Here is an 18791-nt window from a genome sequence, read left to right as displayed (position 1 = left end):
CCGAAATCTGGAAGAAGTCGAAAATCATGGAGAAGTTTTACATCGGCGAGCGCATGACCACCCTCGAAGGCTGGCGCCTGGACCCGCGACCTGAATCCAAAGAGCAAGATCGTGCCTGGTTCGCCATCGCCCATGTCGGCGGCCTGGCCAGTCCCTTGATCGCGGCACAGATGTTCACGTTCCAGAAAGGTACCGACGGCCTGAAAGACTTCACGCCTGCGCCCGAAGCGGTGATTCCCAAGTTTCTGCAACTGACGCAGAGCATTCGCGCGCAATAGTTCTTCCTGTAAACAGCGCATCTGCAGCGATCCGCCACCAGGGACCGGCGCTGTAGTCACCGCATGGCAGTTGTTCTCCGTGCTTCAGTGCGCAATCCGTCGCGCGGTGCCAAACAGTCTGACGCAGCGCAATTGCCCGTGTTCTGCGTCAAGCAGGATCGGTGCTGTGCCGCCGGGCATCATCACCTGCACCTCACCGGCCGCCACCCAACCCAAACGCCAGGCCGCGCAGGCCACCGCACTGGCGCTGGTGCCGGAAGACGCCGTCGGCCCTTCGCCGCGCTCGTACACTCGGGCGAGGACTTTCTGTGGTGACTCCAGCACCGCCCATTGCAGATTAACCCCCGCCGGGCATGGATCGCCCGCGCCGGTCGGCATGGCGTAGGCGATTTCGGTCAAGCCTTCGTTGAGGGGTGATTCACGCATTTGCTCGTTGCTCGGCAAAGCAGCCGCATCGCTGAGCAGCGTTACGCAATGCGGATTGCCGATACGCACGAATTGGCTGTGTCCCCAGGCAGGATCAAGTTGTGCCAACGGTTGGACGTGGCTCACTTGCTGACCGTTGAACGCAATGCCTTCAACAGTCTGTGCACCGACGGCATCCGGCCCGAAACCGGGTTGGCCAAGGTCGAGCCAGTAACCTTGAACACCTTCGACTTCGGCCGGTTTCACCGAGGTTTCCACCGCGTCCCCCTTGTCGTGATGCACGCGCAACAACGCGCCCTCCTCTGGCATCAAGCCTTGCTCGGTCAGCGCCTGCGAGAAAATCGTCAGGCCGTTGCCGCTACGCTCGGCGAGGGTGCCGTCGGTGTTGACGATCAGCACGTCGAACGGCGGCGACATCTGGAACGGGCCGATCAGCAGGCCGTCACTGCGGTGGGATTTGCTGTTCGCCGGGCGTTGGTCTTCGGGCCAGTCGCAGCACAGCGTGATGGTGGCGCCGCTCCAGACCTGTCTCGACGCAGTACACTGCGCGGCACTGGCAGGCAAAGCAATGCCTGCGTCGCGCAGTGCCTGCGGCGAAATAACCCCGTAGATATTGCCCCGTGCATCGTAGAACTGCGTCATCACCGGCCCTTGCTGTTAAATCCCCTGAAGCCTCCACTGTAGAACGCAATCCCTTATGGGAGCGAGCTTGCTCGCGAATGCGGTGTGTCAGTCGATATATTTTTCAGCTGACACTGCGCCTTCGCGAGCAAGCCCGCTCCCACAGGGTAGGATGTCGGCTGTACTTCCTGGAAGGATCGGCGATCGAACCTCGACGCTGAATCACTGTCCTTCGGGGACGCGAAGTTTTTTGCCAAGGATCGATATGACCAGCCTCAACGCCCAAGCCACCTTCGTCCCCGGACGCCTGCAACAGATGTCCACGCGCATCGCCTTTTTCATCGCCGGGCTCGGCATCGCCGCGTGGGCGCCCTTGGTGCCGTACGCCAAGGCCCGGGCCGGACTGGATGAAGGTACGTTGGGGTTGCTGCTGTTGTGCCTCGGCGTCGGTTCGATTCTGGCGATGCCAATGGCGGGGATTCTGGCCACGCGCTTCGGCTGTCGGCGCGTCGCTACCGGAGGCACATTGTTGATCTGCGCGGCGTTGCCATTGCTGGCGACGGTGTCCTCCATCCCGGCATTGGTCGCCACGCTGTTCATGTTCGGTGCCGGCCTCGGTACGGTGGATTCGACGGTGAACCTGCAAGCGGTGATCGTCGAACGCGCCAGCGGCAAGAACATGATGTCGGGTTTTCATGGTCTGTTCAGTCTCGGCGGGATTGTCGGCGCGGCGGGGGTTAGTGCCTTGCTCGGCCTCGGACTGACGCCGCTCGCGGCGATGCTGGTGGTGGTCGCCGTGCTGATCGCGGCGCTATTCAAATGCGTGCCGCACATGTTGCCTTACGGCAGCGAAAGCTCTGGGCCGGCATTCGCCATCCCCCATGGCATCGTGCTGTTTATCGGCGGGATGTGCTTCATCGTCTTTCTCACCGAAGGCGCAGCGCTGGACTGGAGCGCGGTGTTCCTGGCGCAGGAGCGCGGGATCGACACCGCGTATGCAGGGCTGGGTTACGCGGCGTTTGCCCTGACTATGACCGCCGGGCGTTTGATGGGTGACCGCATCGTGCGGCGCGTGGGGGCCACACGGATCATTTTGTTGGGCGGTCTGTTGGCAGCGGCGGGCCTGTTTCTGGCGACTTTCGCGCCGAGCTGGGAGGCGGCGCTGGTCGGTTACGCGCTGGTCGGCGCGGGCTGTTCGAACATCGTGCCGGTGCTGTACACGGCGGTCGGCAAGCAGACGGTGATGCCGGAGAGCATCGCCGTGCCGGCCATTACCACGCTCGGTTATGCAGGGATTCTGGCGGGGCCTGCGGTGATCGGTTTTGTCGCCCATGCCAGCAGTTTGAGTTTTGCCTTTGGCTTGATGGCGGTGCTGCTGGTCGCGGTGGCGATCGGCGGCAAAGTCCTGAAAGTATGAGATCGTTCCCACGCTCTGCGTGGGAACGCCTCAATGGACGCTCCGCGTCCGCTTCGCGGGGACGCAGAGCGTCCCGGGCTGCATTCCCACGCAGAGCGTGGGAACGATCAGTTATCTTACGTTTTAAAAGCCGACGCTTGCCTGCACAAAGAACGTGCGCGGCGCCCCCACATACATCCCCGAGTTGTTGTCGCTGGAGCGGGTGAAGTACTGCTTGTCGAAGACGTTCTTCACCCCCGCGCCCAGTTTCAGGTTCGACACCTGCGGCCCGAAGTCATAGCCGCCGCGTACGTTCCAGGTCACGTAACCGGGAATGTCACCGTACTGCCCGTCCGCCGTGCCGTCAGTGATGTAATTGCCGTTGAAGCTGCCATCAGCGTTAACCCCGGTGCCCGGCGAGCGCTGTTTGGATTGGGCAAAACCGTCGAGGTTGTAGGTCCAGCGGTTGATGTCATAGCGCAGGCCGACGGTCGCCACCTGCCGCGAATAGAACGGCAGATCACGGCCCTTGAAGCCGGGAATCTCACCCTCATAAGTGGCGCGGGTGTAAGTGAAACCAGCGTTGGCAGTCAAACCGTCAAGACGCGGATCCAGTGCCGCCATGTCGTAATGCACCGAGGCTTCGATACCCTGGTGCTTGGTCGCACCGAGGTTGGTCCAGCCCACGTCATTGCTGATGTATTGCAGTTCGTCGTCGAAGTCGATGTAGAACAGCGTCACTTCACCGCCCCACACATCGTCGTTGTAGCGCGTACCGATTTCGTAGGTCTTGGCCTTTTCCGGCTCCAGGCCATTGGCGGTCTGGTCACCCGAGCCACCCTGGCCGAGCTGGAAATACTGCAGGCTGCCGAACGAGGTTTCGTAGTTGGCGAACAGTTTCCACGCGTCCGACAGGTGATACATCACGCTCAGCGCCGGCAATGGTTCGTTGCTTTCGATGCTGCGGTTTTTCGCCTGTACCGGTTTGCCGGCCGTGTCGAGCACGGCGCGGTCATGCCAGTCGGTGCTGATGTGTTCGAAGCGAATGCCGGGGGTGAGGGTCCAGTTACCGACATCGATTTTGTTATCGATGTAGACCGAGTTGGCCTCAGTGCCGCCGGTGCGGTCCTGGAACACATGGCCATCGGAGGTCGGCGTGAGCACCGGCTGGTTGTTGACCAGCGCCACACGGCTCGACGACTCGTGCATCGCCTCTTTCAGGTAGCGATAACCGACGCTGACTTCCTGGGTGGTCGGGCCGACATCGAAAACCCGCGACACCCGTGGCTCGATGCCCAACGTGTAATACGAACGCGGGTATGAGCTGAGGGTTTTCTGGTCGCGAGCGGCGATGGTGCTGCCACGGAAACTGTCGGTGTAATAGGTGAGGATTTCCGCTTGGGTGCGCTCGTCGATCTGACGGATCCACTTGAACGACACGTCCTTGCGCCGACCGGTGAATTGGTCGTAGTCCCGCACCGAATCGTACGGTTTGGCATCGTACTGTTTCTGCGTCAGACCGCCGGGCATGTCGGCCGTGGCGTCGTAGTAGTGGAAGTTGAGGCTGAAATCGTCCTGATCGGTCGGTGCCCAATGAGTCTTGAGCAGCACGTCGTCAATGTCGTTACCGTTGTTGCGCTCGCGGTAGCCGTTGCCATTGACGCCGGAATACAGCAACGCCACGCCCATGCCGTTGTCGGCAGTGCCGCCGAGGAACGCGGTGTCGATGTGCTTCCAGCCACCGTACTGAGTGGTTTCCAGTGTGGTGCCGATTTCACCGGTGGTTTTTTCCGGGATCGCGCGAGTGACGAAGTTGATCACGCCGCCGACGTTCTGCGGCCCATAACGCACCGAACCGGCGCCGCGCACCACGTCGATACTGTCGAGGTTGCCCGAAGAAATCGGCGCCATCGACAGTTGCGGCTGACCGTACGGGGCGAACGCCGCCGGCACACCATCGATCAACACGGTGGAGCGCGGCGACAGACGCGAAGTCAGACCGCGCACACCAACGTTGAGGGAAATATCGCTGCCGCCGGTGCCGTTGGCGTCCTGCACCTGCACGCCCGGCACACGCTTGAGCACGTCACTGACATTCATTGCGCCCTGCTCGACCATCGCTTCGCGGCGGATCACCGTGCGCGCGCCAGGGTGATTCTGCACCACGGCGGCATTGGCATCGCCGAGCCAGTCACCCACCACTTTGATGTCGGTCACACCGAGTTCCAACGGGCCGTTGCTGGTGGCGGAAGTCGCGGCGGGCGACAGGGTCACCGACCCTTCGTTGATCTGATAATCCAGACCGCTGCCCTGCAGCAATTGGCGCAAGGCTTGCTCCGGGGAGATATCGCCGTCGACCGCAGGGGCCTGTTTGCCGGCGACCAGGTCCGGGCTGAAAAACACTTGCAGCGACGTCTGCTGACCGAGTTCGCTCAAGGCCTGACCCAACGACTGGGCGCGGATATGAATCGCTTCACCGGCAAATGCCAGCGGTATAGCAGCGTTGACCGCCAGCGCGAGGGCCAGCGGCAGCCAAGGGGATTTTTTGTTGTTGGCAGGGGTGTTTTTCACGTCGTACGTAGTCCTGTGGATCGCAAGAGTGTGCGGCTGTTAATGCAAACCAGTTGCAGTTGAACAGGAAGACGATGAACTCGAAAAAAACCTGAATTTTATTTTGAAATTATTTCCTGACTGCCATCCGCAAGGGTGCGCACCGCCACCGGCAGGATGCTCGGCAAGGCCTTGAGCAAGGCATCGGTGTTGTCCGATTTGAACACGCTGGTCAGGCGCAGACTGGCCACCGACGGGTTGGCAACGGTCAGCGGCTTGTCGCGATAACGCGATACTTCGGCGGCGACTTCGCTGAGGCTGGCGTTGTTGAACACCAGTTTGCCGCTGCGCCAAGCCGTCAACTCCACCGGGTTCACCGCATAGGCAGCGGCGACTTTGCCCTGCGCGTCGACATAGGTGCCGAGGCCGGCGGTCAGGCTGATGAACTGATCATCCGCTGCATCACGACCCTGCACTTTCACCGTGCCCTGCTCCACCGCCACGCGGGTTTGCGCGACATCGCGGCGCACATCGAAACGCGTGCCAGTGACCGTGACCTTGCCATTGCCGGCCTCGACCACGAACGGTCGCGAGGTGTCGTGCGCGACGCTGAACATCGCCTCGCCTTCGCTCAATTCGATGACGCGACGATCCTTTTCAAAATGCACCTGCAAGCGACTGCGACTGTTCAGATCGATCACCGAACCGTCCGGCAGCGCCACATGTTTGCGCTCGCCCAACGCGGTGGCGAACTCGGCGCTGTAGCCGCCCGGATGATTCAAACCGCTGAACAAACCCAACCCGAGCGCCACCGTCAGCACACTCGCAGCCACGGCATAACGCAACAACGGATGGCGATGGCGACGGTTTGGCGGGGTTTCAGCAAGGGCTTTGAGGCGCGGCGCCGGGAGCAGATCGGCTGCTGACCACAAGCCCTGCAGCAACTGAAATTCGTCACGGTGCTGTGGATGTTGATTCAGCCAGACGTCAAAGCGCTGCTGCTCGTCGGCATCAACGGCCGGCTCCTGCAAACGCACAAACCAGCGAGCCGCATCATCGCGCACCGTTGTTTGCCCGCACGCGCAATCACGCGTATCCATCATGGAATGTCCTGTTGGGCTGGGGATGAAAAACTGCGGCGGTTCATGACTGCAACCCGTCGAGGCGATCACGCAGATGCCGCAGGGTGCGGATCATATACTTTTCGACCATGTTCTTGGACAGCCCCAGGCGTTCGGCGATTTCCGCCTGGGTCAGGCCTTCGATCTTCTGCCAGACGAAAATCTTCCGGCAATTGATCGGCAACTCGGCGAGCGCGCATTCTATGGAATCGGCCAACTGGATAGCATGCATGTAATGCTCCGGGTCGCCGCACGACGACTCACCGTGATCAAGAGCCTGCAACTCCATGGCGCCGCGCCGATCCTCACGCCGATAACCGTCGACCGCAATATTGCGCGCGGTCTGGTGCAAATACGCCCGTGGCTGCTGCACCGCCGCCGAATCGGACTCAAGCACCCGCACAAAGGTGTCGTGCGCCAGATCCTCGGCCTGCGCGCGATTGCGCAGGCGACGAGTCCAGGTGCCGATCAACTCTTCGTAATGCTCGAAAAAGCCGGGTCTGCGGGGACGCATGGGGGTTTGGGCGGCGTGCTGAGGAAAGGGGTGTGAATAGTAATGCTTCCTATTAATACGAAGCAATGGATTCCTCAACCGAGCGACCGGGTCGCCGCTGAAGATCACCGTTTGCTTGAAATCACACCACTCATGTACTCATGCAGATCGCGCAGATCCTTAATGCTCCAGGCGTGCGGCGGTATTTTTACCCCGTTCTCCTGCAACGTTTTCGGTATCAGGTTGCCGTTCGGGCGAAGGATGATCGACGACACAATCACGCCCGGATAATCATTCAGGCGTTTTTTGAACGCAGGCGTTGTCAGGTCAGGTGTAGGCGGATTGCTTTTATGCGCCAACGGCCCGGTGCCCTTTATATCGGCGCCGTGGCACACCGCACAGCGCTGCGAATAGAGGTTTTTGCCATTGCTGTTATCCGCGAAGGACACGGATGGTTGGGCGATCAACAAAGCCCCGAGTACAGCGACGAGTGCTGTTTTCATTGTTTGCCTCCATGGCGTCTTTAAGGTCGCGCATGATGCGCGAGATTTAACGCCTGGCGCAAAACCAAAGTGGGAGCGAGCTTGCTCGCGAATGCGGTCCACCAGTCATTTACTGCATTGACTGAATGGACGCTTTCGCTAGCAAGCTCGCTCCCACAGGGCTCGGTGGTGGATGGCCGATCAGGCACATCCACTGCCGTGGGTTTTAGCCTTTTTCGTCGATCCCGGCTTGCAGGGTCTGGGTATCCAGATGCCCGCTCAGGGTGACCGGGCCGACTTTCAGGTTGCCGTTTTCCAGGGAAACCTTCGGTGCGTTTTCCTCGGCTTTATGCGGCAGATCAAGGCCCGCTTTCACGCCGTAGTCACGGTTGCTCAGATCAGCACTGCTGACCGTCGAACCACCCAGATCGACCTTCCCTTCCACCGCCGAAATCCGCGCGCCGGTCAGTTGTGTCGCGCCGTCAACTGCGAGGTTCACGTCCCGGCTGGCACTGATCCCGGACGCCTGCGCCACGCCATCCTTATGCGCATACTCGCCCTGCGCTTTCAATGTCGGCTTGTAATCGGTGCCGGCGACTTTCTCTTTATCGCTCGGTGGATTTTTCTTCGCAGTCAGGCCCAGATCGACATCGACCTTGGCGTGGTTGCTGGTGTCCTGACGGCTCTCGACGCTCAGATCACCCGCGACCTTGCCGCTGACATTTTTAGCGTCGATCCGCGCCCCCGAAAGCTGTGCATCACCGGCACTGTTCAACACCACATGGTCAGCCTTGATCTGACTGTTCTGCTGGGTGCTGGCCTGCAAGTAATTCACACCGACCTTGGCCCCGGCGTTGAAACCGTGATCGCTGCTGGCCTTTTCATCGGCGGCGGTCGGGCTTTTGCTGCTCAGGTTGCCGCCGGCATTCAGCGCGACATTCCAGTTATTGCGGTGGTCGGTGGACTGCGCCGATTCCTGCACATAACCGCCCTTCTGCGCGTCGATGCTGACGTTCGGTGCGCTGACTTGCGTGCCTTGCAGGTGAACCGAATCACCGCTCAGCGCGACGCTGCTCTGACTGTTGAGCTGGCCACCGCTGAGGGTTTTCGAATCCTCGTTGACCCGGCCGATGTTGAAGTTGCCACTCAGATTGCCGCCCTGATCACGACTCTTCTCGCTGCTGGTTTTGCTGCCGCCGCCCTTCAAGCCGCCGCCGAGGTTGCTACCGGTGGCGATGTGCGTGTCGCTGGCCGCTTGCAGATCGAGCTTGCCGTCGGCATGCAAATCGATGGCGCCAGCGCTGTCGATTTTCGTGCCTTGCTGCACTTGATTGCCGCCGCTGCTCAACTGCACAGGGCTGTTACCGGTGATGCTCGCGACGTGGGCCTGCGTATCAGTGGTCTGCTTGCCGGTGTGATCGAGCTGGAACCCGGCGCCGACATCGACGTTGGTGCCATCGGTGCCCGGCAAGGTGCCGACCGTCAACGAGCCATTGCCGCGCAGGCTGCTGTCGTTGTTGCTTTGGCGATCGTTGGCCTGATTCAACGCCAGATCACCGCCAGTCTTGATGCTCACACCGCCCTGCCCGCCATCGAAACGGCTGCCTTCGAACTGCGCATCGCCCCCGACCTTGATGTTCACACCCTGGCTGCCGGCATAAGTGCCAACGACGGCGGTGGCGTTGTCCTTGCTCGAGGCACTGCTGCCACCCGCGCCGCTGCCGGCAACGTTCACGTCTTCACCGGTCTTGGTGTAGACGCGCACGTCGACCTTGGCATCCACCGCGTTGGCGCTGCTGTTGTGCGTGTTGCTCGCGGCATCGGCGAGCAGTTGGTCAGCGCTGATGTTCACTTGACCGGCGCTGGCGTTGTATTGCGTGCCTTGGTCGTGCAGCGTGCCAGTGGTTTTCACATCGACAGTGCCGCCGTCAAAACGGCTGACCACAGCGTTACTGCTCTGCTCGGTTTTGCTCGCGCTGCCGTGACCGACCGCAACGTCGATACCGACATTCGGCTGACCGAGGTTGGCCAGTGCGTCCTTGTCCGGCACCTTACCGTTCAGCACGTCCTTGACCGCGCCGGCGATCGGCCGGGCGATGTCCTTGTACTCGACGTTGGCGCCGATGTCCGCCGACCAGTTGCTGTCGGTGTGCGTGCTGCTTTCGCTGTTGCTGGCCGCGCGATTGTCGATTTCGTTGGCGGCGACGCTCAGACCGTTGCCGGCCTTGAGTTGCGCGCCTTCGGTGGCGAGTTTGTCGGCATTGATCGTCAGGCTACCGTTGCTCTGCACACTCGTGGTCTGCGCAGTGGTTTTGCTGGTCGAATCCTGCGCCGTGCTGTGGGCGAAATCGACGCCGCTGCCGGCACGGTCGAGGCCGCCGGTGTAGTAAAAACCACCGCCGGTGCTGGAGGTGTCGGTGGTGGTTTTGTGGCTGTCGGCTTCGGCCAGCAACGAGACGTTTTTGCCGCTCAACGTCGTGTCGCCAGCAGTGGATTTCACCTCCGCGCCTTTCAGCGTAACGTCACCGCCCGCCTTCACCTGCACGCTGCCGCCGCTGAGGCTGGAGCCTTGCTGAGTGACGTCGTTGCTAGTGACGGTTTGCTGTTTGTCTTCGTAGTGAATCCCGGCGCGATACTGCTCCGGCGTTTGCTCTTTGGCGTACGCATCGAAGCCACGGGTGTGCGTGGTGTCGGTGCTGTCGTGAGTGTTCTGCGCAGAATGCACATTGACGTCGCCTGCCGCGTCGGCCGTCAGCGCACCGTCCGCCTTGACGGTCGAACCAGCGACTTCAATGTCCTTGGCGCTCTTGAGCTTGAGGTTGCTGTCGGACACCAGCTCACTGCGCACAGTGCTGCTGTCTTTACTGTTCTGCCGCGACTCGTCCTTGCTGATGCCGAAGAACTTGCTGTCCTTGTCGTGGTTGTTGCTGTGCGAGGAGTCCTGCACGCCGTCGATGATCAGCGAACCTTTATCGCTGATCACGCTGGCGTCGCTGCCGCCACGCACCTGGCTGCCGCTGATGCGCACGTCGTCAGCCTTGACGATCAGTTTGCCGCGGGCGTTGACCTTGCTGCCCTGATGCTGGGTCTTGCCCTTGTCGGCATCGCCGGTCTTGCCGAAGAAACCACCGCCGACCAGGTCACCGGAGTAACGGTTGTCACTGCTGCGATTGGTCCGTGTGGCCGTGCTGATTTCCACTTGTTTGCCGGCCAGTTGCAGGTCGCCAGCGCTGTTCAATTCAGCGCCTTCGGAGCGCAAAAGTGCGGCGGTTTGCAGGGCGATATTGCCGGCCTTCAACTGGCTGGTGACGCTGCGCTGCTCTTCGCTGCTGCTGTTCCAGTCGGCTTTCCACAGGTGTTTGCGGTGGTTGCCTTGATCGGTTTGCGCATGGCTTTCAGTGGCCGCAGTCAGGCGCAGATCGCCGCCGCTTTGCACGTCGAGATTGTTCGCGGCTTCGACTTTGGCGGCTTTGAGTTCGGTGTCTTTGCCGGACGACAATTTAGCGTCGCGGCTGGCGATAATCTGGCTGCCGTGCTGACGCGATTCACTGTCGGTCTGGGTGCGATCGTAGGTTTCCCAAGTGATGCCGATGGTGCTGTTGTTCCAGTTTTCGCGCTTTTCCTGAAGCTTGCGGCTTTCGACTGTGGACAGGGTCAGGTTGCGTTTCGCGTCGAGCGTAACGTCGCGAGCGCTGACATCGGTGGCCGCCAGCGTCAGGTCCTTGCCGCTGTGCAAACCAACATCGCCTTGACTGCTGCGAATACCGGCACGGGTCACGTCGAGGCTGTTGGCCAGCGCTTCACCGCTGACACTCAAGTCCCCGGCGGAACGAATCTGCACGCCGTCACGCCCGGCCACTTGCACCGCGCCAACCCGCACGCCGGCACCTTCGGCGGTGCTGACAATGTTGATGCGTCCGGCTTGCATCGCGCCGAACAGACTGGCGTCGATGCGTTGATCGCCGGTATTGCCGGCAGGATCAACGGTTTTCACCTGACCGCTGGCGTAGTCGACCTGATTGCGCCCGACCGTAACGTTCAACTGATCACGCGCAGTGATCGCGCCCTGGCTGTCGATACGCGGCGCGATCAGGTTGATAGAGCCCTCGCCGTTGCGCAGACCGCCGCTTTGAATCTGCAACTGCCCGCTGGCATCGCGGCTGTTCAGGCTTTGCAGTTTGCCGTCATTCAACTCCGGGCGACCGACCAGCAGATTGGCGTTCGGCGTGTTGATGAAACTGCCGCCATTGACCGAGATGCCGTTGGGGTTGGCCAGCACATAATCGGCGGGCCGGCCGAAGATTTCCTGCGCGCCGTTGATGGCCGACGGATTGCGGCTGATCACTTCGTTGAGGATCACGCTCGCCGCCTGACCTTGCAGTTGCGGGTTGGCCGCCAGTTGCCCGGCCAGTTGCGATTGCCCGGCCTGCAAGGCGTTGTTCAGCACCAAACCTTGGCGGTCGACGTTGTAGTCGAGGAACTGGTTATGCGACAGGCCCGAACCGTTGGGCGCGACGATGTTGACGATGGGCACACCGCCCTGGGTCTGCAATTGCGCGGTGCCGCCGGGTCCCGGTGCGACCACGACGCCACCGGCGAGCGCGCTCGGCAGGTGCACGGCGAAGAACAGGCTGGCAATCGCCCAGCGCAATTTGCCCCGAGGCGAAAGATGAAATGCAAAGGTGTGTGCTGGCATAAAAACGTCTCCATGTGAGTACGGCATCACGTTGCGCGTTTAGTCTTGGCCGTGGCTGACGCGCTCAGATCCGACGGCTGTTTATTCACTGCGTTGTTCAGATTTGCAGGCCTACGCGCATCAACCAGGTTTCAGGCTCGTGCTGCAGACCGGTCGGGGTGTTGAGGGCGCGTTGGTAATCGACATCCACTTGCAGGTTTTTCCAGCCCAGATTCAGGCCGACACTGGCGCCACTCAGGCGTTGGCCCTGCGCGCCGTGATCAGCCTTGATCCAGCCGTGGTCGAGGCCCACACGCGGGGTGATCTGCAGCGGCCATTCACTGCGCAGCGGCAGGCGCAAGGTATTACGCAAGATCGCACCGCTGGCACCGGAGGCACTGCTGACCCGGTAGCCGCGTACCGCCGAATCGTCGGTGCCGAGCAACTGTTCGATGGCCGGCAACGGGTCCGGGCTGTACTGCAAATTAAGTTGGCTCTGCCATTGCCACGCCTGCGCGCCGAACTGGCCATTGCGCCATTGGCTGAGGCCGGCGCGGTACTTGCGAAACTGCGCCTTGGGCAAATTGTTGATCTTCTGCTGTGAGTCGTCGTCAGCGCCAAACCAGCGCAGGCCTTGGGCGTAATTGACGTCGAGGTTCCACACCGCGCGGTCGAGCCAGAACAGATTGAGCCCGGCCTCGGCCACGGTCAGCGTCGGGCTTTGAATACCCAGACGAACGTCTTGCAGATAGCTGTCGACATCCTTGTGCGCCAGTTGCAGGTTGGCGCTGAGCTGACGGCTCTGGTCGCGCCACAACACCCGGTCGGCGCGCAGGCTGAGCTGGTCAGTGATGCCCGTGCTGTGAAAGGTCACGCTCGGCAGTTTGAACGGCGCACGATATTCGGCGTGGCTGGCGAACACGCTGTAAGTCCAGTAGCCGTAAGGGATCGCGTAATAGAGGCTGACATTGCGGTTGTAGCGGTCGCCCTGATTGAGCGTGTCGCTGGCGCTGAGGCTCAACAAGTCGTTGAATTGCAGCGGGCTATCGAGGCTGAGGTTGACCGTGTCGCGGTCGCGTCCGGTGCTGGCGCTGCCGAGGTTGTCGATTCCGGCATTCAAGGCCCAGCGTGAAGGCGTGGCGCCGCGCGAGCGCAGAATGATCCGCGAGGCGCCGGGCTGGCTGCCGGGGGCGATGTCGGCGGTGAGATCGATCGAGCGCAGGCGATTCAGTTGATCGAGGCCCTGCTCCAGATCACGCAGGTTCAACGGCTCGCCGAGCATTCCCGGGAACGCGCCACCCAACGAAACCGGCAGACTTTGATCGGCCAGTTCGATGGACTCGATATAGCCTTCGTCAACACGGATATCCAGCGACTGCCCCGCTGCCGGTGCGCTGAGCAGATACGGCCGGCTGGCGATGTAGCCCTTGTCGACGTAGCTCGCGGTGATGGTCGCCAACAGATGATTGATCTGGCCGACGCCCATGCATGGCGCCAGCAACGGCTTGATCCGTGCATTGAGCTGGTCGCTGTCGATCAACGTGACGCCGCCGATGCGCGTGCCGCTCAACGGCCAGCAACGTTCATCGGGAGCAACGGTTGACGGGATGGCCGGAGTGACTGGCGCCGGACCGAATGCGCCGCGCTGCAATTGCCGCTTCCGTTGTTCAAGTTGCAGTTGTTGCAGATCGCGCTGTTGCTGTTGTTGCTGGCGCAGCACTTCCTGGCCCGGCGCGACAGGTTCGGCGGCTTCAATCGAGGAGGCACAGACACTCAACACAAAGGCCGACAGCAGCGGGCAAAGCGCGGAACGACGACGAAAAACAGCGCGAAACGGATACGGCACGCAACATCCTTGCGATCATAAAATGGCGTAATGCCATGTCATCAATGATCGTGATAGTCGGAGCCCTCCTACACAAATGCAAGACGCTTCCTACAGCGCTTACATTTCTTAAACAATTGCTTTGCCTGGCTTTATTGTCAGCAGCAAGGCCACGGCACTGCACGCTATCAGGGTTTCCCCGAGGGCTTGAAACCAGCCGGCGAGCATCAGCCCCGCGCCGATCAGCAGGTAATACATCAAGCCCAACAGCGCCCCGGCGGTGCCCAATCGATCAGCGTAATCGGCCAGGGCCGAACCGAGGATGTTCGGGATCGCCAGGCCAAACGCCAGCACCACCAGCAGCATCGGCAGCACGAACACGACGCTGCCCTGCAATGACCACACGCCCACACCACCGAGCAACGCGATGCCAGCCGCGAGGCGAATCAACTGCAATGCCTTGAACCCGGCCGTCAATAAACGCCGGTTGAGCCATGCTCCAAAACCTGAGCCCAGCGCGAGAATCACGCCGCTGTAACCGAACACACTTTCTTCCACCCCCAGCCGCTGGAATATGAACGGAGCGAGGCTGTAATAGCTGAACAACGCCACGTTGAATGAGGCGATCCATATCGCCGAACGCCAGATACCCACGTCACGCAACATGTGCCCAAGGGTTTCGAGCAAACCGACATGGCACGTTGGCTGGGGCCGGGTTTCCTCCAGGGTGAACCAACTCCACAGCCACAACAGCGCTGCCAGCAAAAGCAATGCACCAAGCACACCGCGATAACCGAAGGCCTGAACCAGACTGGCCCCCGTGAACAAACCAATCGCCGGACTGGCCGCCAACGCGATGCCCACCAACGAAAACACCTGGGCCAGTTCAGCGCCTTTGAAGCGGTCGCGCAACACGGTTTGCGTGACCACCGAGCCCACCGCCGCACCGAAGGCCGCCAACATCTGCACCAGTAACAAGCCGTTGAAAGTGCTGACCCGCAGACCGCTAAGTGTGGCAGCGGCGTAGATCGCCAGGCCTGCGAGCATCGCCGGCCGTCGACCGATGCGATCGCACAAACGCCCCCACACCACCACCCCGACGGCAAACGCGAGGAAATACACCGACAAGGTCTGCGCGGCGGCTTGCGGGCCAACGTCAAACACACGCCCGATGTCAGCGAGCGCCGGGCTATAAAGGGTTTGTGCGATTTGCGGGAACATCAGCAGCGCAATCGCCAGCAGCAAGAAATTTCTGTTGTGCATCCTTCGTCACTCCTCTCATCAACCGCCGAGGAGTTTAAGAATCGCTGACTGGCGTATTATCCAAATCCTGCCAATTTATCGCTGAAATCGGACAACCCATGGCTTGGCTCGACGCCCACACAACGTTTGATGCAGATCGCTATGACGCACCCGTGATCGGTATCGCCTCGACTTTGGGCGATCACGATTCCGGTCTGCACCGTCATCAACGCGGACAACTGCTGTACACGCGCCAAGGCTGCACGCGGATTACCCTGGCGCAGCAATTGTGTCTGCTGCCGCCGTCGCGGGCGGCGTGGATTCCGCCGGGGGTCAGCCATCGGGCGGTGATGCAGCAGAGTGTCGATTACCGCTCCATCTACTTGATCCCCGAACTGTGCGCTGCACTGCCGCAGCAGGTCTGCGTGATTGAAGTCAGCCCGTTGTTGCGTGCGGTGCTGGAACCGATCGCGCTGGCGGATTTTTCCAGCGATTGGCAGCACGGCAAATTCGCCCACCTGCTGGGCCTGTGCCTGAGCGAAATCGCTGAAGCGGCGCAGCAACCGATGCTGTTGCCGTTACCTCAGGACAAGCGCCTGGCACCGCTGCTGAAAACCCCCGAACGTCTGCCTCCGGAGTTGCAAGTGCTGGAGCAGCAGATCGGCGCCAGCAGCCGCACCATCGGGCGAGTCTTCCAGCGCGAAACCGGCATGAGTTATCAGCAATGGCGCCAGCAGTGGCGCCTGATGCGCGCCATGGAGTTGCTCGCCACCAGCCGCAGCCTCAGTTATTGCGCTTTTGAATTGGGCTTTGCCAGCGACAGCGCCTTCATCGCCTTCTTCAAATCCATGACCGGCGGCACGCCGGGCCACTGGCTCAAGTGAGCAACTGACGATCGGCGTCAGAAATCATTTGCGACTAAATATTACCTGCGTCATATTACAGCCGTAATAACGATCCGTTTACGCAGGTAATCCGCCATGACCAGCATGCCCACCCTCGAACCTGTTGTGGTGAAGACCAAGCCGCCTCTGCTTAAACGTCTGTTGCTTCCCGGTGCGGGTTTGTTCGCGCTGATCTTCGCCGGTGTGTACGCCGTGCATTGGTGGGGCGCCGGGCGTTTTCTTGAAGAAACCGACGATGCCTATATTGGTGGCGACGTCACGGTGATCGGCCCGAAAGTCGCCGGTTACATCGATGAAGTGCTGGTCAGCGACAACCAGCACGTCAAGGCCGGCGATGTGTTGATCCGCCTCGACGCCCGCGACTATCGCGCCAACCTCGCCAAGGCCGAAGGCGCCGTCGCTGCCGAAGAAGCGCTGCTGGCCAACCTCGACGCCACCGAGCAACTGCAACAAGCGGTGATCGGTCAGGCCCGCGCCGGCATCGATGCCGCCGGGGCTGAGACCTCACGTTCGCGCGATGACAACGCGCGCTACAAACGCCTGGTGACCACCAACGCCGTGTCAGTGGAGAGCGCACAACGCGCCGACGCCACCTTCAAAACCGCGCAAGCCTTGAGCGCCCGCGCCCAGGCCGAACTGCTCGCCGCACAACGCCAACTCGCGGTCATCGAAACCCAGAAACAACAGGCACGTGCCGCCCTCCAGCAAGCCCGCGCCGAACGTGATCTGGCGCAGTTGAACGTCGGCTACACCGAACTGCGCGCGCCGGTCGACGGAGTGATCGGCAACCGTCGTGCACGCGTTGGCGCCTACGCTCAGGCCGGTTCGCAACAACTGTCCGTGGTGCCGGCCAGCGGTTTGTGGGTCGATGCCAATTTCAAGGAAGACCAATTGGCACGGATGAAACCCGGGCAACGCGTGAGCATCCGCGCCGACGTGCTCTCCGGTCAGGAGTTCCACGGTCGCCTCGACAGCCTCGCCCCGGCCACTGGCTCACAATTCAGTGTGCTGCCGCCGGAAAACGCCACCGGCAACTTCACCAAAATCGTCCAGCGCGTGCCGGTGCGCATTCTCCTCGACCCGGCGGACGGCGTGCTCGGCCACTTGCGTCCGGGGCTGTCGGTAACAGCGGAAGTCGACACCCGCGCGCAACCTGAAACCACTGCCGTGGCCGTCGCGCCATGAGCAGCACCCTCGCCGCCCCTGCACAACCGTTCAACGCGGCGGACATGGCGACCGCGACCAAGGTGTTCGCCTTCGCGACCATGTGCATTGGCATGTTCATCGCGCTACTGGATATCCAGATTGTCTCAGCGTCGCTGCGCGATATTGGCGGCGGACTGTCTGCCGGCACCGACGAAACCGCGTGGGTGCAGACCAGTTACCTGATCGCCGAAATCATCGTGATTCCGCTGTCGGGCTGGCTGTCGCGCGTGTTCTCCACGCGCTGGTTGTTCTGCGCGTCGGCGGTCGGTTTCACCCTCGCCAGCCTGCTCTGCGGCGTCGCCTGGAACATCCAGAGCATGATTGCCTTTCGGGCGCTGCAAGGTTTTCTCGGCGGCTCGATGATCCCGCTGGTGTTCACCACGGCGTTCTTTTTCTTCACTGGCAAACAACGGGTGATCGCTGCGGCGACCATCGGCGCGGTCGCTTCACTGGCCCCGACCATGGGGCCGGTAATCGGCGGCTGGATCACTGATATTTCCTCGTGGCACTGGCTCTTCTACATCAATCTTGTGCCAGGGATTTTCGTTGCCGTGGCAGTGCCGATGCTGGTGAAGATCGACCAGCCGGAACTGTCCCTGCTCAAAGGTGCGGACTATCTGAGCATGGTCTTTCTCGCGCTGTTTCTCGGCTGCCTGGAATACACCCTCGAAGAAGGCCCGCGCTGGAACTGGTTCAGCGACCAGACCATTCTGACCACGGCGTGGATCAGTGGGCTGGCAGGATTGGCGTTCATTGGCCGCACCTTGCACGTGGCCAATCCGATCGTCGATCTGCGTGCTTTGAAGGATCGCAATTTCGCCCTCGGCTGCTTCTTTTCGTTCGTCACCGGCATCGGCCTGTTCGCCACGATTTACCTGACGCCGCTGTTCCTCGGCCGCGTACGTGGCTACAGCGCGCTGGACATTGGTCTGGCGGTTTTCTCCACCGGCGTGTTCCAGATCATGGCGATTCCGCTGTATGCCTTTTTGGCCAATCGCGTCGATCTGCGCTGGATCATGATGGTCGGTCTGGGCCTGTTTGCGGTGTCGATGTGGGAGTTCAGCCCGATCACCCACGACTGGGGCGCGGGGCAATTAATGTTGCCGCAAGCCTTGCGCGGGATTGCCCAGCAACTGGCGGTGCCGCCAGCAGTGACGTTGACCCTGGGAGGGTTGGCGCCGGCGCGGTTGAAGCATGCGTCGGGGCTGTTCAACCTGATGCGTAATCTGGGTGGGGCGATTGGTATTGCGGCGTGCGCGACTATTCTCAATGACCGCACCAACCTGCACTTCACGCGGTTGGCCGAACACTTGAACAGCAGCAATGAAGCGATGAATCAGTGGCTGTCGCAGGTCGGCGGCAACCTCGCGAATCTGGGCCAGAGCGGCGACGTCGGTGTCACCGCCAGCCTGCGCCAGTTGTGGTTGCTGACCTACCGCGAGGCGCAAACGCAGACCTACGGCGACACCTTTCTGATGATCGGCGTGTGCTTCGTCATCGCCACCGCGATGGTGCCCTTGATGCGCAAGGTGCAACCACCGGCGGCGCCGAGTGCGGATGGGCATTGATCA

The 18791-nt window shown here is 61.3% G+C and carries 12 protein-coding genes and 1 pseudogene; 5 read left to right on the top strand and 8 right to left on the bottom strand.

The genetic code is table 11. From position 1 onward, the window contains the following. Positions 1 to 278: pseudogene (locus WA225_RS23960) on the top strand (hypothetical protein); the annotation flags it as partial. Positions 279 to 362: 84 nt separating this feature from the next. Here WA225_RS23960 and WA225_RS23955 read toward each other — a convergent pair. After that, entirely contained in the window at positions 363 to 1346 is a 984-nt protein-coding gene (locus tag WA225_RS23955; RefSeq protein WP_422609914.1) for a diaminopimelate epimerase, read from the bottom strand. Between the two features lie 244 nt (positions 1347 to 1590). On the opposite strand from WA225_RS23955, the gene WA225_RS23950 reads away from it, so the two are divergent. Further along, complete coding sequence (locus WA225_RS23950; protein ID WP_422609913.1) at positions 1591 to 2742, top strand: MFS transporter; 1152 nt, start codon at positions 1591 to 1593, stop codon at positions 2740 to 2742. A gap of 123 nt (positions 2743 to 2865) precedes the next feature. On the opposite strand, the gene WA225_RS23945 is transcribed toward WA225_RS23950, so the two are convergent. The 7 genes from WA225_RS23945 to WA225_RS23915 form a co-directional block, all read right to left on the bottom strand. After that, a complete protein-coding gene (locus tag WA225_RS23945; protein WP_422609912.1) occupies positions 2866 to 5292 on the bottom strand; it encodes a TonB-dependent siderophore receptor in 2427 nt (808 codons plus the stop codon). 98 nt (positions 5293 to 5390) lie between these two features. Next, on the bottom strand, positions 5391 to 6374 hold the full coding sequence (locus tag WA225_RS23940; RefSeq protein ID WP_422609911.1) for a FecR family protein: 984 nt from the start codon (positions 6372 to 6374) through the stop codon (positions 5391 to 5393). Positions 6375 to 6414: 40 nt separating this feature from the next. Beyond that, on the bottom strand, positions 6415 to 6906 hold the full coding sequence (locus tag WA225_RS23935) for a sigma-70 family RNA polymerase sigma factor (RefSeq protein WP_422609910.1): 492 nt from the start codon (positions 6904 to 6906) through the stop codon (positions 6415 to 6417). 104 nt (positions 6907 to 7010) lie between these two features. Then, positions 7011 to 7388 carry a c-type cytochrome gene (locus WA225_RS23930; protein WP_422609909.1) on the bottom strand — a complete coding sequence of 126 codons (378 nt, stop codon included), beginning with the start codon at positions 7386 to 7388 and terminating at the stop codon, positions 7011 to 7013. Between the two features lie 205 nt (positions 7389 to 7593). After that, positions 7594 to 12063: a hemagglutinin repeat-containing protein gene (locus tag WA225_RS23925; protein WP_422609908.1), complete on the bottom strand. Its 4470-nt coding sequence runs from the start codon at positions 12061 to 12063 to the stop codon at positions 7594 to 7596. Positions 12064 to 12160: 97 nt separating this feature from the next. Beyond that, positions 12161 to 13888: a ShlB/FhaC/HecB family hemolysin secretion/activation protein gene (locus tag WA225_RS23920; protein ID WP_422609907.1), complete on the bottom strand. Its 1728-nt coding sequence runs from the start codon at positions 13886 to 13888 to the stop codon at positions 12161 to 12163. A gap of 108 nt (positions 13889 to 13996) precedes the next feature. Then, on the bottom strand, positions 13997 to 15130 hold the full coding sequence (locus WA225_RS23915) for an MFS transporter (RefSeq protein ID WP_422609906.1): 1134 nt from the start codon (positions 15128 to 15130) through the stop codon (positions 13997 to 13999). Between the two features lie 98 nt (positions 15131 to 15228). Here WA225_RS23915 and WA225_RS23910 point away from each other — a divergent pair, with 98 nt between their 5' ends. The 3 genes from WA225_RS23910 (at position 15229) to WA225_RS23900 (ending at position 18788) form a co-directional block, all read left to right on the top strand. After that, positions 15229 to 15993, top strand: a complete 765-nt coding sequence (locus WA225_RS23910; protein ID WP_422609905.1) for an AraC family transcriptional regulator — start codon at positions 15229 to 15231, stop codon at positions 15991 to 15993. Between the two features lie 96 nt (positions 15994 to 16089). After that, the gene (locus WA225_RS23905; RefSeq protein WP_422609904.1) at positions 16090 to 17199 is read left to right on the top strand and encodes an HlyD family secretion protein; all 1110 of its coding nucleotides are present in this window, start codon (positions 16090 to 16092) and stop codon (positions 17197 to 17199) included. After that, positions 17196 to 18788 carry a DHA2 family efflux MFS transporter permease subunit gene (locus WA225_RS23900; RefSeq protein ID WP_422609903.1) on the top strand — a complete coding sequence of 531 codons (1593 nt, stop codon included), beginning with the start codon at positions 17196 to 17198 and terminating at the stop codon, positions 18786 to 18788. Before WA225_RS23905 ends, WA225_RS23900 begins: the two co-directional genes overlap by 4 nt. Positions 18789 to 18791: the final 3 nt, after the last annotated feature.

This window comes from Pseudomonas sp. (genome assembly GCF_049300855.1).
Classification (GTDB): Bacteria; Pseudomonadota; Gammaproteobacteria; order Pseudomonadales; family Pseudomonadaceae; genus Aquipseudomonas.
Note: the sequence above shows the minus strand (reverse complement) of the source record. Positions and strands in the feature narration are given on the sequence as shown.

Coding starts and splice junctions, on each gene's coding strand:
- WA225_RS23955 (WP_422609914.1), bottom strand. CDS start 1,346: ATGACGCAGTTCTACGATGCACGGGGCAATATCTACGGGGTTATTTCG.
- WA225_RS23950 (WP_422609913.1), top strand. CDS start 1,591: ATGACCAGCCTCAACGCCCAAGCCACCTTCGTCCCCGGACGCCTGCAA.
- WA225_RS23940 (WP_422609911.1), bottom strand. CDS start 6,374: ATGATGGATACGCGTGATTGCGCGTGCGGGCAAACAACGGTGCGCGAT.
- WA225_RS23935 (WP_422609910.1), bottom strand. CDS start 6,906: ATGCGTCCCCGCAGACCCGGCTTTTTCGAGCATTACGAAGAGTTGATC.
- WA225_RS23930 (WP_422609909.1), bottom strand. CDS start 7,388: ATGAAAACAGCACTCGTCGCTGTACTCGGGGCTTTGTTGATCGCCCAA.
- WA225_RS23925 (WP_422609908.1), bottom strand. CDS start 12,063: ATGCCAGCACACACCTTTGCATTTCATCTTTCGCCTCGGGGCAAATTG.
- WA225_RS23915 (WP_422609906.1), bottom strand. CDS start 15,130: ATGCACAACAGAAATTTCTTGCTGCTGGCGATTGCGCTGCTGATGTTC.
- WA225_RS23910 (WP_422609905.1), top strand. CDS start 15,229: ATGGCTTGGCTCGACGCCCACACAACGTTTGATGCAGATCGCTATGAC.
- WA225_RS23905 (WP_422609904.1), top strand. CDS start 16,090: ATGACCAGCATGCCCACCCTCGAACCTGTTGTGGTGAAGACCAAGCCG.
- WA225_RS23900 (WP_422609903.1), top strand. CDS start 17,196: ATGAGCAGCACCCTCGCCGCCCCTGCACAACCGTTCAACGCGGCGGAC.